This window comes from Phycisphaerae bacterium (assembly GCA_028714855.1).
Lineage (GTDB): Bacteria > Planctomycetota > Phycisphaerae > Sedimentisphaerales > Anaerobacaceae > CAIYOL01.
This window is the reverse complement of record JAQTLP010000008.1, coordinates 91,337-110,598: the sequence shown is the minus strand read 5'-3', so window position 1 is coordinate 110,598 and position 19,262 is coordinate 91,337. Positions and strand designations below refer to the sequence as shown.

The window sequence follows — 19,262 nt, the reverse complement described above, 5'->3', positions numbered from 1 at the left end:
CTAATTATTATAGCTCGCAGTTTTTGTTAAGGTTTTTATGCGTAAATTTCTTTTCTTTGCTGCCTGAGTAATCTGCGACAATCTGGCCTGAGCCGAGGAGTTTCCATTTGTAAATCACAAGTCCTTCGAGGCCGACGGGGCCGCGGGCGTGGATTTTGTTGGTGCTTATGCCTACCTCGGCGCCTAAGCCGTAGCGGTAGCCGTCACTGAATCTCGTGCTGGCGTTCCAGAACACATTTGCGGAATCGACTAAGTCCATAAATTTTTTGGCATTTTCCTCATCGGCGGTAACTATGGTATCGGTATGGCGTGAGCTATAACGATTTATATGCTCGATCGCCTCATCGACGCCATCCACAACTTTTATCGAGATAATATAATCGAGGTACTCTGTTGACCAGTCCTTCTCCGCGGCGGCTTTGACCTTGATGATTGAACGTGTTTTTTCACAGCCGCGAAGCTCAACGCCTTTTTCTTCTAAAGCAGTTTTTACTTTTGGCAGAAACTCTTTAGCAATCTTACCATCGACCAGCAGGGTCTCAGCGGCATTGCAGACAGCGATGTACTGACACTTTGAGTCAATGACGATATTAACAGCCATATCCGAATCGGCATCACCATCGACATAGACGTGACAGATACCATCGGCGTGGCCGAGAACAGGGATATTGGTGTTGTCCATTATGTAGCGGACGAATTCGTTCGAGCCGCGAGGTATAATCAGGTCGATGTCCTCATCCATCTTGAGCATCTCGGCTACATCTTGCCGGGTTTCAAGCAGCTGAATCCAGCCATTTGGCAGAACCGATGTAGCTTCGGCGATAACTTTCGCCAGAATCTTATTTGTATTGGCTGCCTCGCTTCCGCCTTTGAGCAGGACTGCATTGCCGCTTTTCAGGCAGAGCGTGGAGATTTGCACAAGCGCATCGGGCCGGGATTCGAAGATAACTCCGATGACTCCAATCGGACAGCTGACTTTGTAAAGCTCCAGCCCTTTATCAAGCTCGGTGGCTGATAAGGTTTTGCTGACCGGGTCATCTAACTTAATCAGGCTCTCAATCCCGGCGATGACGTCAGCTATTTTATTTTCGTCGAACTTCAATCGTTTCAACAGGGCAGGGGAGAGCTTATTTTTCTCAGCGTCAGATAAGTCTATCTTGTTGGCGGAGATGATTTCATCGGTGTTTTGCTTCAGAGCCCTGGCAATCTCTGCTAATGCGGCATTTTTAACGCTGCTTTTGACCGCTGCTAATTGAATTGAGGCTTTCTTGGCCTGTTTTGCTATATCTGCTATACTCATAATGATTGACTATTGGTTATTGATTATTTACAATTTATAGACGGATATTAAATAATAAACAGAAAATAGTAAATAGTAAATAAAACATGCGGGTGTAGCTTAGTGGTAAAGCTCCAGCCTTCCAAGCTGGTCATGTGGGTTCGATTCCCATCACCCGCTTTTTTTATACCTACTTTTTCCCAAGTATTCGGCACCTTAATAATTCCGCAGTTTTTGGCTTTGTGAACCAGAGCAATAAAGTCACAGAGAAACCTGTGAAAAACGCTTAAATAACATTTAGTTCAAACACAGGGCCGATTTTTTTCCTAAACGCATTTTAATAAAGGAATTACGAGTTTTTCAAGTATAGTCCTATAATAAAATTTCACAAAAATTCCAGGAAAAATAATTTTACGTGTTGACAAAGTGGTAAGAAGTGGTAGCATTTCCCATTGTTAATTGTCTCAGTGGGATAAATGCCATGCTTTTGTTAACAGGCGAATATGAACACGTAATCGACGGCAAGAGCAGAGTGCTCATATCCAACAAGCTCAGAAGCCAGATTGATGCCGATGAGCACGGCAGCAATTTTTATCTCGTCCTCGGCGCCAACGGCATACTTTGTTTATATCCAGAGAGATATTTCGAGCGGATTGCCCTTGCGATTGCGCCCGGCACTGCTGCACCTGATGAAACTGTGGCGTTCGAGCGGATAAGTTTCGCATTGGCCAGCAAGGTAGAGCTCGATAATCAGGGACGTTTGCTTTTGAACGAAAGATTGAGAAAAAGGGCGGGCCTGAAAGACCAGGTAACGCTCGTTGGCGTCAGAGACCACATCGAGCTATGGAACAGCGAAAACTGGGAGCAATATCTTACGGACAATATGGCTCAATATCAGAAACAGATGTCGCAGGCAAGGCAGGTTGTCTTGCAGAAAGAAAGCAAGGAACTTTAACTTATTAGGTGGAGGCAAAAATGATTGGAATGGATTTGAATCATTGTCAGATTGTTGAACAGGGGCTTACCGGTGAAAGGGCGGTTGACGAACAAACCCTTGCCTCGCTGGAAATTCTTTCCGAACGGCTGGAACGGCTGAAGAAGCTCGATAAGGCCTTTTCCTGTATTAAATTTTCGTCGGCAGTTAAGAAGCTTAAGACCTGCAGAAATGCCGTGGCCGTAGGTTGAAATCAACAAATAATGGAAGCCAGACCCTATATGGGGTTTGCAGATTTAGAAGTGAATAGTTCGGTAGTTTCGCATATTCCGGTTCTTGCAGGAACGTTGGCCGAACGGATACATTTGCCCACGGATGGAGTGATGGTCGATGCGACCATAGGACAAGGAGGTCATAGTCTTCTGTTCGGCTCAAGATTGGGCCCTGAGGGAGTTCTCATTGGCCTGGATGTCGATAAAGATTCTATCCGAAGGGCCCATTTAAGATTAAAGAACCTTGTTTGCAGGGTTATTTTGATTCGCGCTAATTTTTCCCAGATTGGTGAGCAGCTTTCCGAACAGGGTATAGAAAAGATCGATTTTATATTGGCTGATTTGGGTCTCTGCTCGTCGCAGCTGGCTGGCGCCAGGATGGGGCTGAGTTTCCAGATAGATTCGCCCCTTGATATGAGAATCGACGAAAGATTAAAGACCACCGCTGCCGATATAGTTAATAAGACGGATGAAAAAGACTTGGCCGATTTGATTTACGGGTTTGGCCAGGACAGGGCCTCAAGGCGGATAGCGCGGTTTATCGTAAATCATCGTCAGGGCCGGCCGATAACTACAACCGGCCAGCTGGCAGCGGTAATTTGCAAGGCGCTTAACAGGCCGGCGGGGAAAGGAAAGACAAAAATACATCCGGCAACCAGAACCTTTCAGGCCCTGCGAATAGCAGTAAACAATGAGCTGGGAAACCTGGAGAAGCTGCTTGGTTCGGTGCCGGGACTGTTAAAGAAAGATGGACAGGTAGCTGTCATTAGTTATCATAGTTTGGAAGACAGATTAGTTAAGAATAGTTTTAAGCAGAATAAAAAGGATAATATTTACTCCGACGTCACAAAAAAGCCGATTGTGCCGTCGCGGCAGGAAATATCAGAAAACGCGAGAGCAAGAAGCGCAAAGTTAAGAATTGCCCAAAAGTCGTAAGATACTAAAAAAGGAAAAAGGAGTTTCATTATGGCTTCCGACGCCAAGATTGGGTTGCTGTTAGGTTTGGTTTTTATATTCATAATCGCACTTGTAATTAACGGGCTGCCGAGCTTTCACGAAAGCGGAAATAATAATGAGCTGACCACCAAAATGGTTAGGTCGCAGAACAATCTGCCTGCCATCGCAGCCAAGGAGCGCGGGGTCATTAATATGAGAGAATCGGTAGAACAAAAGCCGGCGCAGGTTGAACTGCCTTCCGCAGGCAATCAGGATATTATTCCTGCAATGACGGCGGCGGAAAACACCTCAATCATAAAAGAGACCGCGGCGGAGCAGGCGATTGCTGTTGCGGCGCAGGCAGTGGCGGCAATAGACGAAAGTCCGAAGGCCGAATCGGATGAAACACTGCTTTCAAAAATCTATGTCGTCAGTAAAGGCGACAGCCTCGCCAGCATAGCCAGAAAATTTTACGGTTCCAGACAAGGCAACAAACTAATAAACATCACCAGGATATTCAAGGCCAATCGCAAACAATTGAAATCACCCGACGAACTCAGTGTCGGGCAAAAGCTTGTCATACCGCCGCTGGTGGCTTCGGCGCCGGATAAAGACAGGATTGTGAACGTCCTTTCCGGGACGGAATTTACTAAGGTCGAATCCATCGGTGATAGACATCTTTTGGCTAATAGCAGCCCGGCGGAACAAAACAGCAGCTACGTTGTGCGTGAAGGCGACAGTTTATGGCAGATTGCCGCCGACCAGCTTGGCAGTGGAAGCCGCTGCAGCGAGATAGCAGAGCTGAACGCCGGTGTTTTAGACAGCGAGGATAATCTTTTCGTTGGGATGAATTTGAAATTGCCGGCTCGGTAAGGTTACGCAATGAGGTCTTGGTTTTGCTTTGTTTTTGTTGTTTTTTGTTTTACGGCTGCCTTAATTCTTACCATTTATCTCCGTAACGCTGACAACCGCACTTTCTATAAAATTTGTGTGTGCACAGCCGAACAGAATCGGCTGAAACAGCAGCTTTGGCAAAAGCAGCTTCGGCTGGAAAATTTAATAAGTCCCGCCGCTGTTTCGCACCGTCTCGACGCCAATAAATCAGGCAATTGAAAAATTGAAAAATGTCCGAATCATCATTTTCTTCTTTATTTTTTTGATAGTGGCATTTTTGTCACTTGCGGGGCGGTGCTTTTATCTGCAGTATTTCAAAAGCGGCGATTATATTGCCGCCTGCACTAGGCAGCAGCAGGGGCGCATAGTCCAAATGCCTCAGCGAGGCGTGATTCTCGATTGCCGGGGAAGGATGCTTGCCGCGAGCAACAGAGTCCAGACCGTTTTTGCTGAGCCGAGAGTTATAAAAGACCCAAAGGATGCCTCCGTCAGACTCGCTCCGATACTTGATGTGGGCGCACACGAAATCTGCAGGCTTATCACCGACAGTAAAAATCCGGGCTTTGCGAAAATCAGAGTTGGCGCCGACGCAGACCAGTGTAAAGCGGCCGCTAAAATTTATGGTATCGGTGTTCAGTCGGATTGGCGAAGGCAGTATCCGGTCGGTTCCCTGGCCGCACATGTTGTCGGTTTTACAAGCGCTGACAATCAGGGATTAGGCGGCATCGAGTTACAATACAACAAAGAGCTCGGCGGTTCGCCGGGACAGAACATTTTTTTTGCCGATGCGGCCCGCAGACCTATCCGGCTGAAACAGCAGGATAGCGTTGTCAGTGACGGCGTCGGCATTATTTTGACCATCGATGCCACCATTCAGCAGTTTGCACGTGCCGAATTGATAAAGCAATACCACGCCTACCAGGCCGAAGCGGCTATAGCGGTTGTGGCTGATGCAAAAACGGGGGCGATTCTGGCGCTTGTTTCGCTGCCTGATTTTGACCCTAATAACATTGGGTCAACTCCTGTTGACCATTTCCGCAACCGCGCCATAACCGACCAGTTCGAACCCGGCAGTATCTTAAAGCCGATTGTTGCTGCGATGGCGGTCGATGCAGGTGTTGTTAATCAGAATGAAAAAATATACTGCGAGGAGGGAAACTATCACGGCAAGGGCTTCGGAAAAATCGGCGAATACGGCGGGCACAGGTATGGCAGCCTGACGGTAAGCGAGATTCTGACTGTTTCCAGCAATATAGGAATGGCCAAAATCGGACAAAAACTCGGCAAAATCGGGCTCCACAGCGGAATGAAACGTTTCGGCTTCGGGCAGGAAACAGGCATCGAGTTGCCGGGCGAGGCGCCGGGATTCCTGCCGCCGCTTTCGGGCTGGACCGGATATAGTGTAACTCGAATACCTTTCGGTCAGGAAATTTCAGTAACTGCGCTTCAGCTGATTCAGGCTTTCTGCATACTTTCCAACGGCGGACATTCGGTTCGGCCGTTCCTTGTCCTGGCAATGGTGGATAACGACGGCAAAATTATTGAGAACAAACAGCCGGAGCCGTCCGCGGGGGTCGTCATTAAGCCCGAGGTCGCAAAGTGGGTCGTTACCGATGCTATGGTCGGCGTGGTTAACCAGGGGACAGGTAAGCCCGCCAGACTCGAAAAATGGCAGGTATTCGGCAAGAGCGGAACCGCCAACATCGCCAACAGCAATCGGCGGGGATATTCGAAGACCGATTATATCGCTTCATTCATAGGCGGAGCACCGGCCGAGGACCCGAAAGTGCTCGTTTTAGTTTCGGTGCGAAAGCCTAAAATTTCGCTCGGCAAAGGTTATACCGGCGGGGCCGTTGCCTCGCCCGTCGTCGGCAGGATACTTGAAAAAACCCTCACTTACCTCGAAAAACATCCGCTCTAATTTGAAGTTTGGCCGAGATATCCGGCTTCGATGCAGAACTGGATGATGTCACGCGCCAGCGGCGCAGCGTCGCTTGAGCCGTGCTGGCCGCCTTCGACTAATACCGCGACCGCTAATTTCCTTCCCTTTCCATCTACGGCGAAACCGGAGAACCAGGCAGTTTCCGGGGCCTGTGTTGAGCCGGTCTTGCCGTAAACTTTCGCATCCTGCTCGGCAAGGCCGGCGTAGACGAATTCTTTATAAGCTGTTCCATGGGGTTCGTTAACCACGGCATACATACCATCATAAACGGTATATAAGGTCTCCGCTGAAATTCTGAGATTAATTTCATCCGAATTTCGAATATCCATAAACAGTCTCGGCTGTTTGAAGATTCCGCCTCGGGCGATAGCCGCCATTGCGTTTGCCGCCTGCAGCGGCGTGACTCGCAGATTTCCCTGTCCTATGCCGAAGTATCTTCTTTCGCTTTTTGCAATCGGCAGTAACTGCTCGAAAGCGGGGTTTGTGCCTTCTACCGGGATTGTCGATATTTGGCCCGATACCTGTCTTAAATCTCGCGCTTCGTCCCCATCACCAGTCTGCGCGAGTCCCGCCCCTCTGGGAGGGGCGAGGACGAGCGGCGAGACGCGGCCGTACCCGAATGCCGACAGCCATTGCTGCAAAACCTCCGGCTCGATTCTGTCTGCGAGCCGGGAAAAATAGACGTTGCAGCTGCCTTTGATGGCGTTGCGAGCTTTGTTCTGCCACATATCGTCGTGGCCGGAACGGTATCTATTGTATATCAAGCAGTTCGGCCAGCCTCTCGGTGCTTTCTCGGCCCGGCAGTGTATGACCTCGTCAGGGGTGATTCTGCCGGATTCGAGACCAGCTATCAGAATCACAGGCTTTACTGCTGAGCCGGGCGGGTACTGCTTGTTTATTGCCCGGTTTCGCAGCGGCCCGTTGGGGTCGTTGGCCATGCGGGTATAGTCTGGCCTGATGCGGTTCAGGTCAAAAACGGGTGTTGAAACAAGTGCTAAGATTTCTCCGCTTGCGACATCGATTACGACGGCCGCTGTCGGCGCCAGGCAATTTTTGTTGCTATTGCAGTTGGTTATGAGTTTTTCTATTTTTTGCTGAAGCTCTATGTCTAATGTTAATGAAACATCCTCGCCGAGCTGTGCTTTGGTTTCATCTATCAGCTCGCGGTCTATGTCATAGACGGCTTTACCGCGTCTGCCGCGGAGAACAGGTTCGCAGACGTACTCGACGCCGTCCTCTCGTCCGCAAACTTCACCTTCAAGATATCTCGACAGGTTATCATCTGAGAAGAGCTGCCTGTCTTCCTGTTGTGTCGCAGGGCCTACCCAGCCTATTGTTTGGGCGGCGACTGAGCCGAAGGGGTATACTCTTTCTCCTTTTGCCAGAATTTGAACGCCGTCAATATCTGAAAACTCCAGCTGCGCGGTAAAGATATCGTCGTCGGTTTTTAACTTCACTAACGGCCAGCTCTTGTGCATCTCGGCAATATCAACTTTGCTGATAAGTCGAAGCCGTTCGGCTGAGTTTGGCTCCTTTTTCTCGAAATCGGCTGCCGCGATATAATCCGGGATGCTGATTATATTTTCATATCTTTCGAAGACTTCCGAGTTCGGAAAATTGTTCCGCCATGCCTGAAACGCGCGCCGCTTCCAGACAAAATCATTTATTTTTTGTATTTGAGTTTCTACTTCTGTTGGTTTGACCCCTCCGAGCTGAGCACATTTGCTGATTATCAGGTCCAAATCCGCCAGACCGTCGTCCAGCTTTTTCCGTATTTTGGCCGAGGCGTCTGCATCGTCTTTTTTGTTTAACAGGTAACCTTCCCTGACGCGGTCATCCATAAAACAGGTAAGGCCGTAATTTACATACAGTTGAAATTGCGGTTCGTCGACGGCCAATACTTTGCCGTTCCTGTCGAGTATTGTGCCTCTGACAGTTTTAAATTGCCGGCTGCGGCTTTTTTGAAGCCTTAGTTTTGTGATTTTATCAAGATAAAACGATTTGGACACCAGCTGCATTTGTACCAGCCGAAGCAGCAGGACAAACAGACAAAATGCGACTAATATTATAAAGATTTTAATTTGCTTGTTGTAAGTAGTATTTTGCATCTTGCCTTTCGCATCTCGTATCTTTTCGAGATACGCTTTACGGTCCACCGGATACGAATTTAATGCTGCCCGGTGCGATGTGTCTTTATACGCATCAGCCACGCTGCTGGCAAGAACAAAAATGGCCCCACAATGCTCGAATACACGGACGTCCCGAAAATAACCGTAAATGCATTGGCCGTTGCCGGCTGGCCCTTAAGAAGCGTTAAAAAATAAGCTATCACACCGGTCAGAATACTGCTGATGAATATCACGAGCGACTGATAAGGCATTTTTTTAATAATGACAACACCGTGCAGGTATGACAGCAGCGTCCCGAAAAGACCAAAGCTGATTATTTGAGGACCCATTGCAGAACCAATAATATCAGCGGCGAAACCTATTGTGAAGGATGTTATAATTGCCTCCTGCTGATTACAGTAGAGGGAAAAGAAAACCATAAGGATTAACAGCAAATCAGGTTTGATACCCAAACGGCTGATGGCAATTATATTGACCAGACCTGCTTGCAGCACGGTGACTAAACAGATAAAAGCTGCAAACCGAAGCCAACGCATTTTATGTCCTCACTTTTATCCGCCTTGGGCGGAAATCCTTATTTCGCAGTGTATTGCAGAATGAAACCATAGGTTACTTTTGCGGATTCATCCTCGCCCCTGCGGCAGGGGCGGGATTCATTATAATCACTGCTGCCTCGGTAAGTTTCCGTATATCACAGGAAGGTTTTACCGTTATGTCCCACAGCATCGGATTTTCATCGGCCGCTTTACATTGAGCCACCGTTCCTATAATCATCGGGGCGTCCAGCAGTCCCGGCTTTTTACAGGCGTAAACATTGTCTCCGATTTTGATTTTGTGCTTTATCGAAACCAGTTGGACCTTGGCCGAGTTCTTGCCGTTGCCCCGGATTACCGTTTTTAATCCGTTTATCTCTGCCGCCATATTGGATGTGGTTTCTGTAATCAGCTCAACCTTGGCGGTGCGCGATGAAACATCGGATATGGTCCCGATGATACTGTTGTCGCCAAGCACAAATTGGCCTTTTTGCAGGCCGTCGTCCTGGCCGCGGTTGATAATAAGCCCCTCGGCAGAGGCTGTGATTACATCGGCGAGCACCAGGGCGGCGCCTTCCAATGGATGCCTGTTGCGCATCCTCGACAGCTCCTCGACCTTTTGGTGTTCCTGATTCAGCTCCTCTGTAAGGTTAGCAAGATGATTTTGGAGCTGGTCGTATGTTCTGCGGTTGACAACGTCTGTGAGCTGCGGCTGCGTACGTGCCGAAAGGGTCATGGTTCTGCCGATGCTTAAAGGCCAGCGGAAAAGGTGAGCAAAAGCGAACTGAAATTTATTTGTCAGGTTCTGCGGCCCCAGCAGAAAGATAAATCCTGCTAACATAAACCATGTGAATAACATTCCTCTGGAGGGGTACTCCAAATGCCTTTTATTATATTTGGGAACCCAGATTCTGATTTGCCGCCTTGCCATATTTATTGGTCGGTTGTTTCTGCGATATCAGATGTTGCTCGCTCCGCCGACCTTCCTCCGCCCGCCTCAGCGGGCTGCTTATACTGCGCAGCACAGGCATCCTTACCTGTACTCGTTATGGTCCATCGTATCCTTCCACAATTCCAGGTTTTCCAGGTATACGCTGGTACCGCGGGCCACACAGCTTAGTGGGTCCTCGACTCTTTCAACCTTCAGGCCGGTCGCATTTGCCAGGATGGTATCCATTCCCCGCAGCAGTGACCCGCCTCCACAGAGATGCACGCCGTTTTCTATCAAATCGGCAGCCAGTTCCGGCTCGACCTTCTCTAACGTCGTCGTAACTGCGTCTATGATTGCAGCGATGGGTTCCCGAAGAGCCTCGCGGATTTCCTCGCTTGTTACGACGATTTTTCTCGGCAGCCCCGAAATTGTGTCTCTGCCTGCTACCTCCATTGTCAGTTCCTCTTCCAGCGGAGCAGCAGAACCGATTTGTATCTTCACTTTTTCTGCCCTTGGTTCGCCGATGAGCAGGTTGTAGGTCTTTTTGAGATGATTAATCACCGCTTCGTCCATATCGTCGCCGCCGACGCGGATTGATTCGCAGGTTGCGATGTCCGCCAGGCTTATTATGGCAACTTCCGTTGTCCCGCCGCCGGTGTCGACTATCATAGAGGCCGTCGGGTCGGTAATGGGAAGCCCGGCTCCGATGGCTGCTGCCATCGGCTCCTTAACCAGATAAACCTTTCGGGCGCCTGCACGTTCGGCGCTGTCTATGACAGCCCGCCGTTCTACCGCTGTTATCCCGCTTGGCACGGCTATCACAACTCGGGGTCTGATTAGGCCGCCTCTGCCGTGAACTTTCCTGATAAAATAACTCAGCATTGCCTCGGTGATTTCGAAATCGCTGATTACTCCGTCTTTCAGAGGTCTTATTGCGCTGATTGAGCCGGGTGTTTTGCCCAGCATTTCGCGCGCAACCAAACCGACGGCTTCGCCGTTATTTAGAACGATATTGGTGCCTTTGCGGACGGCTACTACGGAGGGTTCATTGAGGACAATACCTTTATCGCGGACACAGACCAGGGTAGTGCATGTGCCCAGGTCAATGCCCATATCCATGCTAAACCAGCCTAAGATTGTGTCCAGTAGCACTTTCGAGTCCCTTCTTAATAGATAGACTATTTGTATATACTAAAGGCCGGTTTGTCAATAGTCAATCTCGGCTACGGAATTTTAAAAAATGTGCCGTATTGGAAGTAGCATTTGTAGGTAACCAGTATCGCAGTGGCCAAAACTGCACAAAATGCTAAGGCGAGGATAATAGTGTAGAGATTATTGGACGTTACTGCTTTTCCACCACCGCTTTGCCCATCAGGACTCATATCTTAACCTCATATAGTATGAAGGGTTTTCCCTTACAGATTACAGGTAAGTTTATAAATTAGTAGATACGGTATCGCCGACATTTGGCTGCTGCTGTACAAGCTCCATTACCCCGACGGCTGCTTTTACGTCTGCATCCACAATAAGCAGATCACAGAGAAACATATTGCCGCGGGTCACGTGGAATCTCATACCTTCTTTGACCCCGTCTGCTGTTCCTATGGATATGGTCGCCATAGAATTTCTTAAATCCACCGCCGTTACCAATCCCTGCAGGGCGATGTCCCTTGCTTCAGTTTCAATCTCAACAGGTCGGGCCGCCTCGGTTCTTGGTGTAACCGGCATAGTGGACGCGGCGGTTTTGCCGACAGGCTGTAAGAACTGGTTTACCTTGTTTTGTAACCCCGTCTTTTCTTCCACTATGCGTTTATTTTCTGCCTGCAGCGTTTCTATTATCGCCATCTTTTCCTGAAGAACCTTCGTGGTTTCATCCAGCTCTTTGCGCTGACGGACTTGTTCTGTTTGAGTTTTACTCAGCTCCTCGAGGGTGTTTTTCAGTAACTGTCCCTGTTTATCGTTGGTTTCGTAGAAATCTTTTGTGATGCTTGTCCAGCTGTTTACTTTTTGAAGCAGGGCTGCTTTCTCTCTTTCAGCGTTGTCGAGGCTGGTTTGCAATTCATCCTTTTTTGCAGTCAGTGAAGCGATTTCGTCACCAAGTCTGCTTTCCGTTTGCTTTTTCTGCTCGATGCTTTCGTTGACCTGTTTGGTCAAGTCTTCGACCTTTTTGCTTAAGCTGTCCTTATCGGTCTTTATGGCGTCGTATTTTTGCCTGTAATTGTCAGCATTGGCTACATAAGTTACAACAATACCGCAAAGGAAAATGGAAGATAACGTCAACAAAACTATCAAAATCTTAGTGAGCGTACTCAAGATTAAACCCTTTCACTATTCTTCTTAAAATTACGTGTTGCAGCCACAGATTGTATATCGTGCTGATATACCCTGCAGTTGAATAATTTTACGTTTCAGGTCCGAAAAAGTCAAGCTATTTTTGCATTCCCTTATTGGTAAATAGCACAAATTAGCCCTCTGTAGGCGGTTAAAATAGGGCAATAGGGGATTAATACGGGTAATTAATAGGAGGCCTTTTTGGCGTTTCGGTCCTTTATTGTGCATTGAATAACGGCTTTGGCTGCAGCAATACGGACAAGTTTCGACTCATCTTTCAAAAGTTGAGGTAAAAATTTTGTCACAGATGCCGTCCGGATTTGCCCTATCGCCAGGGCTGTCAACATATTGACGCGTTCGAGCTCCTCTTCATTCATCCCGGCTGTGAGATCTTTCGTAAAAACTTTGAGAACCTCGGCCTCCCCTATGGTTTCCCCGAGCATACCGAGCTGCTCGGCTGCGGCGAGCCGGACCTCAAGCACATCGTCGTCGAGTTTGGTTATCAGAAAATTTTTGGCTTTTTCAGTCCCAAGCGCACCCATTGCCTTGATACCCATAACTCTGTCGTCGGCATAAGTGCTTATAAGCATCGCCAATAACTTCTCGTCTATCCGTTCGTCGCCGAGTCTTGCTATGGCTTCTGCCGCATTAAATCTCGCTTTGTAATCGGAATCTTTGTTTTGCAGCGTCCACCACAGCCATTTCAGCGAGTTCTTGTCGCCGCTTTTGCCCAATAAAAGAGCGGCGTTGGCTCTGACTGTTTGGTCGCTGCTGGCTACCGTTTGGCGAACAAGACTAAAACCGCTGCCTGTCCCAAGTTTGCTCGTCGCATAGTCGGCCGCAATCCTGACGTTTTCATCGTTATCTTTCAGCAATCGTTTTACTGAGTTTTCCGCAAGAGAGTATTGTAAATCTCCTACGGCCAAGGCCGCTGCAAATCTGACCGGCACAAAATCGTCTTCTAACAGCCGCTGCACCCTGGGCATCAGTTTGCTTTGTTTGGTATCTGCGATAATTTCAATGGTATTGGCCCTGATTAGCGGATCACTGTCGCTTAAACTTTCCTGGATAATTTTGTTTGCTTCAGGCAAAAGCTCGCTTATCGAGCCGCCGGCAGGGGGGTATGTTTCCTTCCGTAAGGATTCATTACAGCCCAAGGTAAATACTGCGAAAGTTATAACTGCATAAGCCGTAAGTGTTCTTGCGATTTTCATCCTTTTGCCTTTCTATTCTTGTTTTTTTGTCCTTCTCTAAAAAGAAATCGTCCCAAAGACGGCATTATCATTAGCAAAACAAAGCAGACCGCGCAACAAAAATCCAGCCATTGCCCGTATCGGCTGAAAAATGTGCTTCTTTTATCTATCGGCACTCTATCGGCAAACCAGCCTGCCATACCTGTCCTCGCCATCGCCTGATGCGGCAAAGTCCCTGCGATATAACCATTTCGTATACGGCCGACCGTATCGATTAAACAGCTTATCCCTGTATTAACACTCCGCACCACCGCAAGTCTGTTTTCAACGGCCCTGAATACGCAAATGGCTGCGTGCTGGCCCAATTCGGTGCTCGGAGAAATTTTACCATTTGCAAATCGCACGAACCACCCGTCGTTGCTTATATTGACGAGCCAGTCGATGTTCTTTCCGCCTTTTTCGTCTATTGCAAATCTCCTCGCAATCGCAGGCACCGCATCCTCATAACAAATCATCACGCTGAATTTATACACCTGCTTTTCTTTGCCGGTCATTTCGAAAACAGTGTATTCGCTCCCTGCGTCCAGCGTATAATCGTAGTCGTACGGCGTAAATTTCATCAGCAGATTATAAAGCGGCGGAAAACTTTTCTTGAAGGGTATATACTCCCCGAAGGCGACTAAATGAATCTTGCTGTATTGTTCATCCGCCGCCGTGCCGTCGGGTTTATACAGAAATGCCGAGTTATACCTTTCAGCTAAATCAAAGGTGAAATCGTCCCCAATTTTTAATGTGCCCCCGTATGCCCCTGCGAGCACAAAAACTTTTCCCTTCGAATGTTCTCTCAAAATTTTATCGACCGTTTTACAGTCGTATTCATCGGTTATACGATTTAGTATCCTCTTGTCCAGCGTTGCCTGCACCATTGTCTCAGGCCAGACCACTAGTTCCGTGCCTGCTTCGATACTTGCCCTGCTGTTTTTCAGCAGCCCGTCGAGTATTTCCTCCGACGACTGATGCGATTTCTTGACAGATTGCGGAACGGTTGTCTGCACCGCCGCGACCAGAGGTCCCGCTTTGATGTATTTGTCCGATTCGTTTATTCTGTATCGCCCGTAGATAACAGCGCCGGCCAACGCACCGCCTACCAAAGCGGCTTTCAGGAGATTACCGATTTTAAAAATCTTTTTCTCTTCGGCGGCGATTATCAGTTCTGCCGCTAACCCGTTGACCATTGCTATCAGAAACGAAACGCCCGCTGCGCCGAATATGTCAGCTATTTGAATGAGCGTGATATTGGCGTATTGGCTGTGTGCCAAAAACCGCCAGAAAAAGCCCCCTAATAAAAACCCCTGAAAATGCTCAGCCCCGACAATCAAAACCGGCACAGCTAAAAATAACGGTATCTTTTTTCCCCGGCAATACCGCAGGCAAACCGCCATTATAGGCCAAAGTAGCCCTGTGTACATACAAAACGCAATCCACCCCCCCGGCGTTACCTGGTACATCCAGTAAATGTTCCCAAGCCAATAGCAAAGCGCAACTAAGTAAGCCGTAAGAAATAACCGCCAAGCTTTTACCTCAGGCGAGCACGCCATAATAAACGGCACCAGCGCAAACCACGCCAGAAACGACAAGCTAAACGGTGCCTGTATCACCGTCAGCATCGCCGCACTGCTGGCAATCACCAGTAAAATCAGCAAATTTTTCTTCATCCCTGTATTCTTCAATCGGCCGAATCCCTTAAAACCGTCGCTATCTCTTCTGTCTTATAGCGCCTGCCGTTGTTCATCCTCACGGAAAATTGATTTGTAAATAGAACCAGAAGGTTTTTGTCGCCGGCAATCTCCCTGACAGGTATCGTCGTCTCACTGACAAGCCGTTTAAATTCAGCCATCTCCGTTGGTTTCAGAGACTCATTCCCGCAATGTTGCTTTCCTAATTGAGCTAAACGTTTTTTTGTCTTTTCAACATACTCTTCGGATATTTCCACGCCGGCGTAATTTCTGCCTAATTGTTTCGCCGCTGCCAAAGTTGTCCCTGACCCGCTGAATGGGTCCAGCACGCAATCTCCTGTATTGCTGCTTACCGCTATGATTCTTTTCAGCAGACTCTCCGGCATCTGGCACGGATGCCATTCTTCCCGTTCCTTGAATGTCCCGCATACGCGCGAGAATTCCCCCCAGACATCGTCCGGCATCTTGCCTTTCGGATTGGCGCGCTTGTCTCCGTAAATTAGTTGCCTGTCCGAAGGCACGCGAACCGCGTGTTCGTTAAAGGTAAAATTCTTCTTATCGTTTACAAAGTAAAAAATATGCGTGTGCGCGCGGGCAAATTTCATCTTCGTCTGCTGGCCGAATGTGTAATGCCATATTATCCAGTTCCGCATAAAAAGCCCAAGCTCATCCGCTATCACCTTCACGTTTGCCGCATATTCATCGCCGATGGCTATATAAAACGAGCCAGATGGCTTCAGGACCTTTTTGCAAACGCCCAGCCACTCTTTCGTCCATGCGATGTAATTTTTGCTTTTGACCTTGTCGTAGTATTTGTCGTATTTATACCCGATATTAAAAGGCGGATCCGCGAATATCAAATCCGCAAACGGCTCGCCGACCTCGCCGAGTATCTCTATACAATCCCCGCAGATAATCTTGTTAAGCAGTGCGTTCATATTGAATATTTTTTACTTGGTTAGCCCTGCCATTTTAATGGCAGGGTTTTATTCACTAAATACCAATAACTAACCACTCACGACTAAGCACTAATAACTAATGATTTTCCCCCATTTTAGCGCACAATTGTCGGATTGCAAGTGGGATTTATGGTTAGCCTCGCCATCACCTCGCAGGGGTCATTTGGGACTCACGCAGCCACTTCAACGCAGCTTCGAGAACAGCATCCCGGCTGTTAAGTTCTGTCTTCGTCGTTTTAATAAGAATATCCGGAGCAATACCCTCGCCCTCAAAGCACGTCCCGTCAGGCCGCATAGCTTTCCACGATGGCAAAAATACCGTCACACCGTTGCCCAGTTCGGTCGGCTTGGGATTACCCGAACTGCCGTAAGATTTCTCGCCAATAAGTTTACAGCCAGAAACCTGCTTCATCATCAAAAGAAACGCCTCGCAGCTGCTCATATTCACCGGCCCCGTAAGCACGGCTATCTTGCCGCGATACTTCGGCCGCCCCTCGCTCGGCTCCAGAATGCGATTATTCGGCTTGGTAAATCCTCCCGGCTCACGAACATTACGATACACATGCCGGGCATAAACCTTCGGCTCGTCGATAAAACAGCCCGCAAATTCCTCCGCAAGCGGCTCAGCACCACCGCTGTTGCTGCGAACATCGATTATAAGTCCCGGTGCATCGGCAAACTTCTCTATCGCCTTATAGGCCTCCTCGAGCGCCTCCTTACGTTCACGGGACCAGCTGTCAATAAGAATATAACCGATCCCGTCGTTGAATTGCCCGGTAAATACCGCATCGCTGCGCTTCCGCCACCCGCGAACTGTTTTTTCCAAAATTTTTAGATTGTAATTTTCAGTAACACTCCTCCTGAATTTCCCCTTAGCATTTTTTTCGCCAATCTTAACCCAGATGTGCGCATCTCCCGCATTGGCAAGCATCTCCGCTGCTGCCTCCGCAAATGCTTCCGGCGTTTTGGCGACCTTCATTGCCCGGCTGTACCTGTCGAACAGCCTGTCCCAATCAAACTTACGAAGGTCGCGATACGAGTACTTCTCATCGATAGCTTTGCGCAGCTCTTCTGTCGCCTCTGCGTTTTCTGCGACGCTGAGATTCTCAGCTTTGGCTCCTGCTTTATCTGAGCTGGTCTTAAATTCAATCGGATACGGCTCGGCCGATTCACCTTTGGTATTCTTGAAATTCTTGAAGTTTGGGCAGTTGATGCTTAGCTGATAATCATGGTTTGGAATAAGCTTCACCCGCATTACAATCGTGCGTTTGTTAACCCATCGCGGGTTTCCGATTGTTTTAGGATAATTCTCTCCGCCTCCGCATATCGAATAGCCGTTTTGGTCCATATCTTGGTCGAAGACAATGCGAATCTGTCGCAGATTGGAGTTCACATCCTGTGAACCATTTTCAGGCACCGTATTGATGATTTTCGGTGGCGCGCCCGATACCCCTGCCTCCAAAGAAAATAAAAGTATAATCACCGCAATGATTTTATTGAGTGGTTTTTCCATACCCCAATTTTAGCGCACAATTGTCGAATTGCAAGAAGGACTTGTCCGCCCCAGGCGGATTTGTTTACCCCTCGCTGCTCACGGCGACGCGATACACTATTTTGAGTTTTAATCCTCAAGCCAGTATTGTGTGAATACCGCAAGGTCTAAGATATCAATGACACTGTCCTGCGGTTCAGCAATGTCACAGCGCTCGTTCCAGTTGACCTGAGTAGGGTCGCTTAGCCAGACGTTGGCCAGAATCGCAAAGTCTATGAAACTGACGCCGTCAGGACAGGTAAAATCTGCCATATTAAACTGCCACCACAAAAGCGGATAGTTCACTCCGTCTATACACATCCGCCAGACATAATCCGTGCTGTTGGCCGTATCGCCCGCAAAACTCCAGTTGGCTGCGGTAAATGTGCTTTTCAATTTCATTTCGGCGGTGGTTTTGCCCGTCCCGCCGGCGCTCCATGATTGGCCGCTGGTTTCAATGTCCCAAAATGAATCTGTAGTTGTCCCTCCATTATTCCAGCCTAATAATCCGCCGACATACATATACCCAGACACGCTGCCTGATGAGTAACACTCTTCAATGTAGCTATTGTCGTTTATACCCACTAAGCCGCCCACATCATAGTCCCCGGCAACCTCACCCGTAGCATAGCAATCTATGACATAGCTGTCATTTGCATTCTCCCCTACCAGCCCGCCGACATAATCTGATTCATATCCGCCACGGACATTTCCTGTCGAATAACAATACATGATAAAGACGGCCCGTTCATTACCTCCAATTAACCCGCCGAGGTAGTATGAATAATCTCCGCCGGTAACATTGCCTGTCGAACTGCATTCACGGATACCTCCTCCATAGGTATATCCCACCAGCCCGCCGAGGTAGTATGAATAATCTCCGTCGCTGGTGACGGTAGCTGTCGAATTGCAGTTTCTTATGCCGCCTTCATTCCACCCCACCAGCCCGCCGAGACAAACCGAGTTGTACCCACCGGAGACATCTCCTTTTGCATTGCAATTGTCGATAGTGCCTTTATTGTATCCCACCAGCCCGCCTAACATATCAGAGTAGGAAGAGTCGCTGACAGTTCCTGTCGAATGGCAATTTGCTATAGTGCCTTGGTTGTATCCCACCAGACCGCCAACAATCCAAGAATTAGAACCACCGCTGACTGTACCTGTCGAATAGCAATTGCTGATACTGCCGTTGTTGATTCCCACCAGACCGCCGACATAATTGTGTCCGGTTATGTTTACATCGACAAGAGAGACATTTTCGATTTTTCCTGTATTGCTGACATTACCGAAAATGCCGATATAGTCGCCACTTTCTGCCGTGTATGTGAAATTGGAAATTGTGTGCCTATTGCCGTCAAAGACACCGCTGAAAGCGTGTTTGTCGTCGGTGCCGATACGGCTGAACTGTGTGCCTGTATAGGCAGAGAGGTTTATATCAGCCGTCAGTTTAAAGTGCTTGTCCCAGTCTTGGTAATTGAGCCCGATTTGGTTCATATCCTCGGCTGTGGCAATTTGATATGGGTCTTCCTCTGTCCCCGAGCCGCCGGAATAACCGAAGCAAATAGACGACAACACCAACCCCCCGAAAACAATTGCCGCAAAAAACACTCGACCCATTTTTCTGCCCTCCTGCAAAACCTCCTGATAGGCCAAATCTTGGTA

The 19,262-nt window shown here is 48.4% G+C and carries 16 protein-coding genes and 1 tRNA gene; 6 read left to right on the top strand and 11 right to left on the bottom strand.

Annotated elements, in window-relative coordinates:
• Positions 1-7: 7 nt before the first annotated feature.
• Positions 8-1,300, bottom strand: a complete 1,293-nt coding sequence (locus PHG53_08060) for a glutamate-5-semialdehyde dehydrogenase (GenBank protein ID MDD5381572.1) — start codon at positions 1,298-1,300, stop codon at positions 8-10.
• An 88-nt stretch (positions 1,301-1,388) separates the two neighbouring features.
• Here PHG53_08060 and PHG53_08055 point away from each other — a divergent pair.
• From PHG53_08055 to PHG53_08030, 6 genes are all read left to right on the top strand, one after another.
• Positions 1,389-1,459, top strand: a tRNA-Gly gene (locus PHG53_08055).
• Between the two features lie 301 nt (positions 1,460-1,760).
• Complete coding sequence (locus tag PHG53_08050) at positions 1,761-2,234, top strand: hypothetical protein (protein ID MDD5381571.1); 474 nt, start codon at positions 1,761-1,763, stop codon at positions 2,232-2,234.
• Positions 2,235-2,254: 20 nt separating this feature from the next.
• Entirely contained in the window at positions 2,255-2,464 is a 210-nt protein-coding gene (locus PHG53_08045) for a hypothetical protein (protein MDD5381570.1), read from the top strand.
• A gap of 12 nt (positions 2,465-2,476) precedes the next feature.
• On the top strand, positions 2,477-3,421 hold the full coding sequence (gene rsmH, locus PHG53_08040; protein MDD5381569.1) for a 16S rRNA (cytosine(1402)-N(4))-methyltransferase RsmH: 945 nt from the start codon (positions 2,477-2,479) through the stop codon (positions 3,419-3,421).
• Between the two features lie 30 nt (positions 3,422-3,451).
• Complete coding sequence (locus PHG53_08035) at positions 3,452-4,294, top strand: LysM peptidoglycan-binding domain-containing protein (protein ID MDD5381568.1); 843 nt, start codon at positions 3,452-3,454, stop codon at positions 4,292-4,294.
• 244 nt (positions 4,295-4,538) lie between these two features.
• Positions 4,539-6,236 carry a penicillin-binding protein 2 gene (locus PHG53_08030; GenBank protein ID MDD5381567.1) on the top strand — a complete coding sequence of 566 codons (1,698 nt, stop codon included), beginning with the start codon at positions 4,539-4,541 and terminating at the stop codon, positions 6,234-6,236.
• Here the strand turns inward: PHG53_08030 and PHG53_08025 are convergent.
• The 10 genes from PHG53_08025 to PHG53_07980 all read right to left on the bottom strand — a co-directional run bounded on the left by PHG53_08025 (position 6,233) and on the right by PHG53_07980 (position 19,217).
• Positions 6,233-8,467: a penicillin-binding transpeptidase domain-containing protein gene (locus PHG53_08025; GenBank protein MDD5381566.1), complete on the bottom strand. Its 2,235-nt coding sequence runs from the start codon at positions 8,465-8,467 to the stop codon at positions 6,233-6,235. The genes PHG53_08030 and PHG53_08025 overlap by 4 nt on opposite strands.
• Positions 8,425-8,922 (bottom strand): rod shape-determining protein MreD, encoded by a 498-nt coding sequence (gene mreD, locus PHG53_08020; GenBank protein ID MDD5381565.1) that lies wholly within the window; start codon positions 8,920-8,922, stop codon positions 8,425-8,427. The genes PHG53_08025 and mreD overlap by 43 nt, the downstream gene beginning before the upstream one ends.
• 73 nt (positions 8,923-8,995) lie before the next feature.
• On the bottom strand, positions 8,996-9,778 hold the full coding sequence (locus tag PHG53_08015; GenBank protein ID MDD5381564.1) for a rod shape-determining protein MreC: 783 nt from the start codon (positions 9,776-9,778) through the stop codon (positions 8,996-8,998).
• A 174-nt stretch (positions 9,779-9,952) separates the two neighbouring features.
• The gene (locus tag PHG53_08010; protein ID MDD5381563.1) at positions 9,953-11,002 is read right to left on the bottom strand and encodes a rod shape-determining protein; all 1,050 of its coding nucleotides are present in this window, start codon (positions 11,000-11,002) and stop codon (positions 9,953-9,955) included.
• Positions 11,003-11,284: 282 nt separating this feature from the next.
• Positions 11,285-12,163: a hypothetical protein gene (locus tag PHG53_08005; GenBank protein ID MDD5381562.1), complete on the bottom strand. Its 879-nt coding sequence runs from the start codon at positions 12,161-12,163 to the stop codon at positions 11,285-11,287.
• Positions 12,164-12,366: 203 nt separating this feature from the next.
• Positions 12,367-13,395, bottom strand: coding sequence for a HEAT repeat domain-containing protein (locus tag PHG53_08000; GenBank protein ID MDD5381561.1), 1,029 nt, complete (start codon positions 13,393-13,395; stop codon positions 12,367-12,369).
• On the bottom strand, positions 13,392-15,089 hold the full coding sequence (gene lnt, locus PHG53_07995; protein ID MDD5381560.1) for an apolipoprotein N-acyltransferase: 1,698 nt from the start codon (positions 15,087-15,089) through the stop codon (positions 13,392-13,394). The genes PHG53_08000 and lnt overlap by 4 nt, the downstream gene beginning before the upstream one ends.
• Before the next feature lie 11 nt (positions 15,090-15,100).
• Positions 15,101-16,048, bottom strand: coding sequence for a DNA methyltransferase (locus PHG53_07990; GenBank protein MDD5381559.1), 948 nt, complete (start codon positions 16,046-16,048; stop codon positions 15,101-15,103).
• A gap of 166 nt (positions 16,049-16,214) precedes the next feature.
• Positions 16,215-17,582 (bottom strand): S41 family peptidase, encoded by a 1,368-nt coding sequence (locus PHG53_07985; protein MDD5381558.1) that lies wholly within the window; start codon positions 17,580-17,582, stop codon positions 16,215-16,217.
• A 108-nt stretch (positions 17,583-17,690) separates the two neighbouring features.
• The gene (locus PHG53_07980; protein ID MDD5381557.1) at positions 17,691-19,217 is read right to left on the bottom strand and encodes a GLUG motif-containing protein; all 1,527 of its coding nucleotides are present in this window, start codon (positions 19,215-19,217) and stop codon (positions 17,691-17,693) included.
• Between the last annotated feature and the right edge of the window lie 45 nt (positions 19,218-19,262).

Excerpts from the sequence above, each read along its gene's own strand:
- PHG53_07985 (MDD5381558.1), bottom strand. The coding sequence starts at position 17,582 with ATGGAAAAACCACTCAATAAAATCATTGCGGTGATTATACTTTTATTT.
- PHG53_08050 (MDD5381571.1), top strand. The coding sequence starts at position 1,761 with ATGCTTTTGTTAACAGGCGAATATGAACACGTAATCGACGGCAAGAGC.
- mreD (MDD5381565.1), bottom strand. The coding sequence starts at position 8,922 with ATGCGTTGGCTTCGGTTTGCAGCTTTTATCTGTTTAGTCACCGTGCTG.
- PHG53_08015 (MDD5381564.1), bottom strand. The coding sequence starts at position 9,778 with ATGTTATTCACATGGTTTATGTTAGCAGGATTTATCTTTCTGCTGGGG.
- PHG53_08045 (MDD5381570.1), top strand. The coding sequence starts at position 2,255 with ATGATTGGAATGGATTTGAATCATTGTCAGATTGTTGAACAGGGGCTT.
- PHG53_07980 (MDD5381557.1), bottom strand. The coding sequence starts at position 19,217 with ATGGGTCGAGTGTTTTTTGCGGCAATTGTTTTCGGGGGGTTGGTGTTG.
- rsmH (MDD5381569.1), top strand. The coding sequence starts at position 2,477 with ATGGAAGCCAGACCCTATATGGGGTTTGCAGATTTAGAAGTGAATAGT.
- lnt (MDD5381560.1), bottom strand. The coding sequence starts at position 15,089 with ATGAAGAAAAATTTGCTGATTTTACTGGTGATTGCCAGCAGTGCGGCG.
- PHG53_08060 (MDD5381572.1), bottom strand. The coding sequence starts at position 1,300 with ATGAGTATAGCAGATATAGCAAAACAGGCCAAGAAAGCCTCAATTCAA.
- PHG53_08000 (MDD5381561.1), bottom strand. The coding sequence starts at position 13,395 with ATGAAAATCGCAAGAACACTTACGGCTTATGCAGTTATAACTTTCGCA.
- PHG53_07990 (MDD5381559.1), bottom strand. The coding sequence starts at position 16,048 with ATGAACGCACTGCTTAACAAGATTATCTGCGGGGATTGTATAGAGATA.
- PHG53_08035 (MDD5381568.1), top strand. The coding sequence starts at position 3,452 with ATGGCTTCCGACGCCAAGATTGGGTTGCTGTTAGGTTTGGTTTTTATA.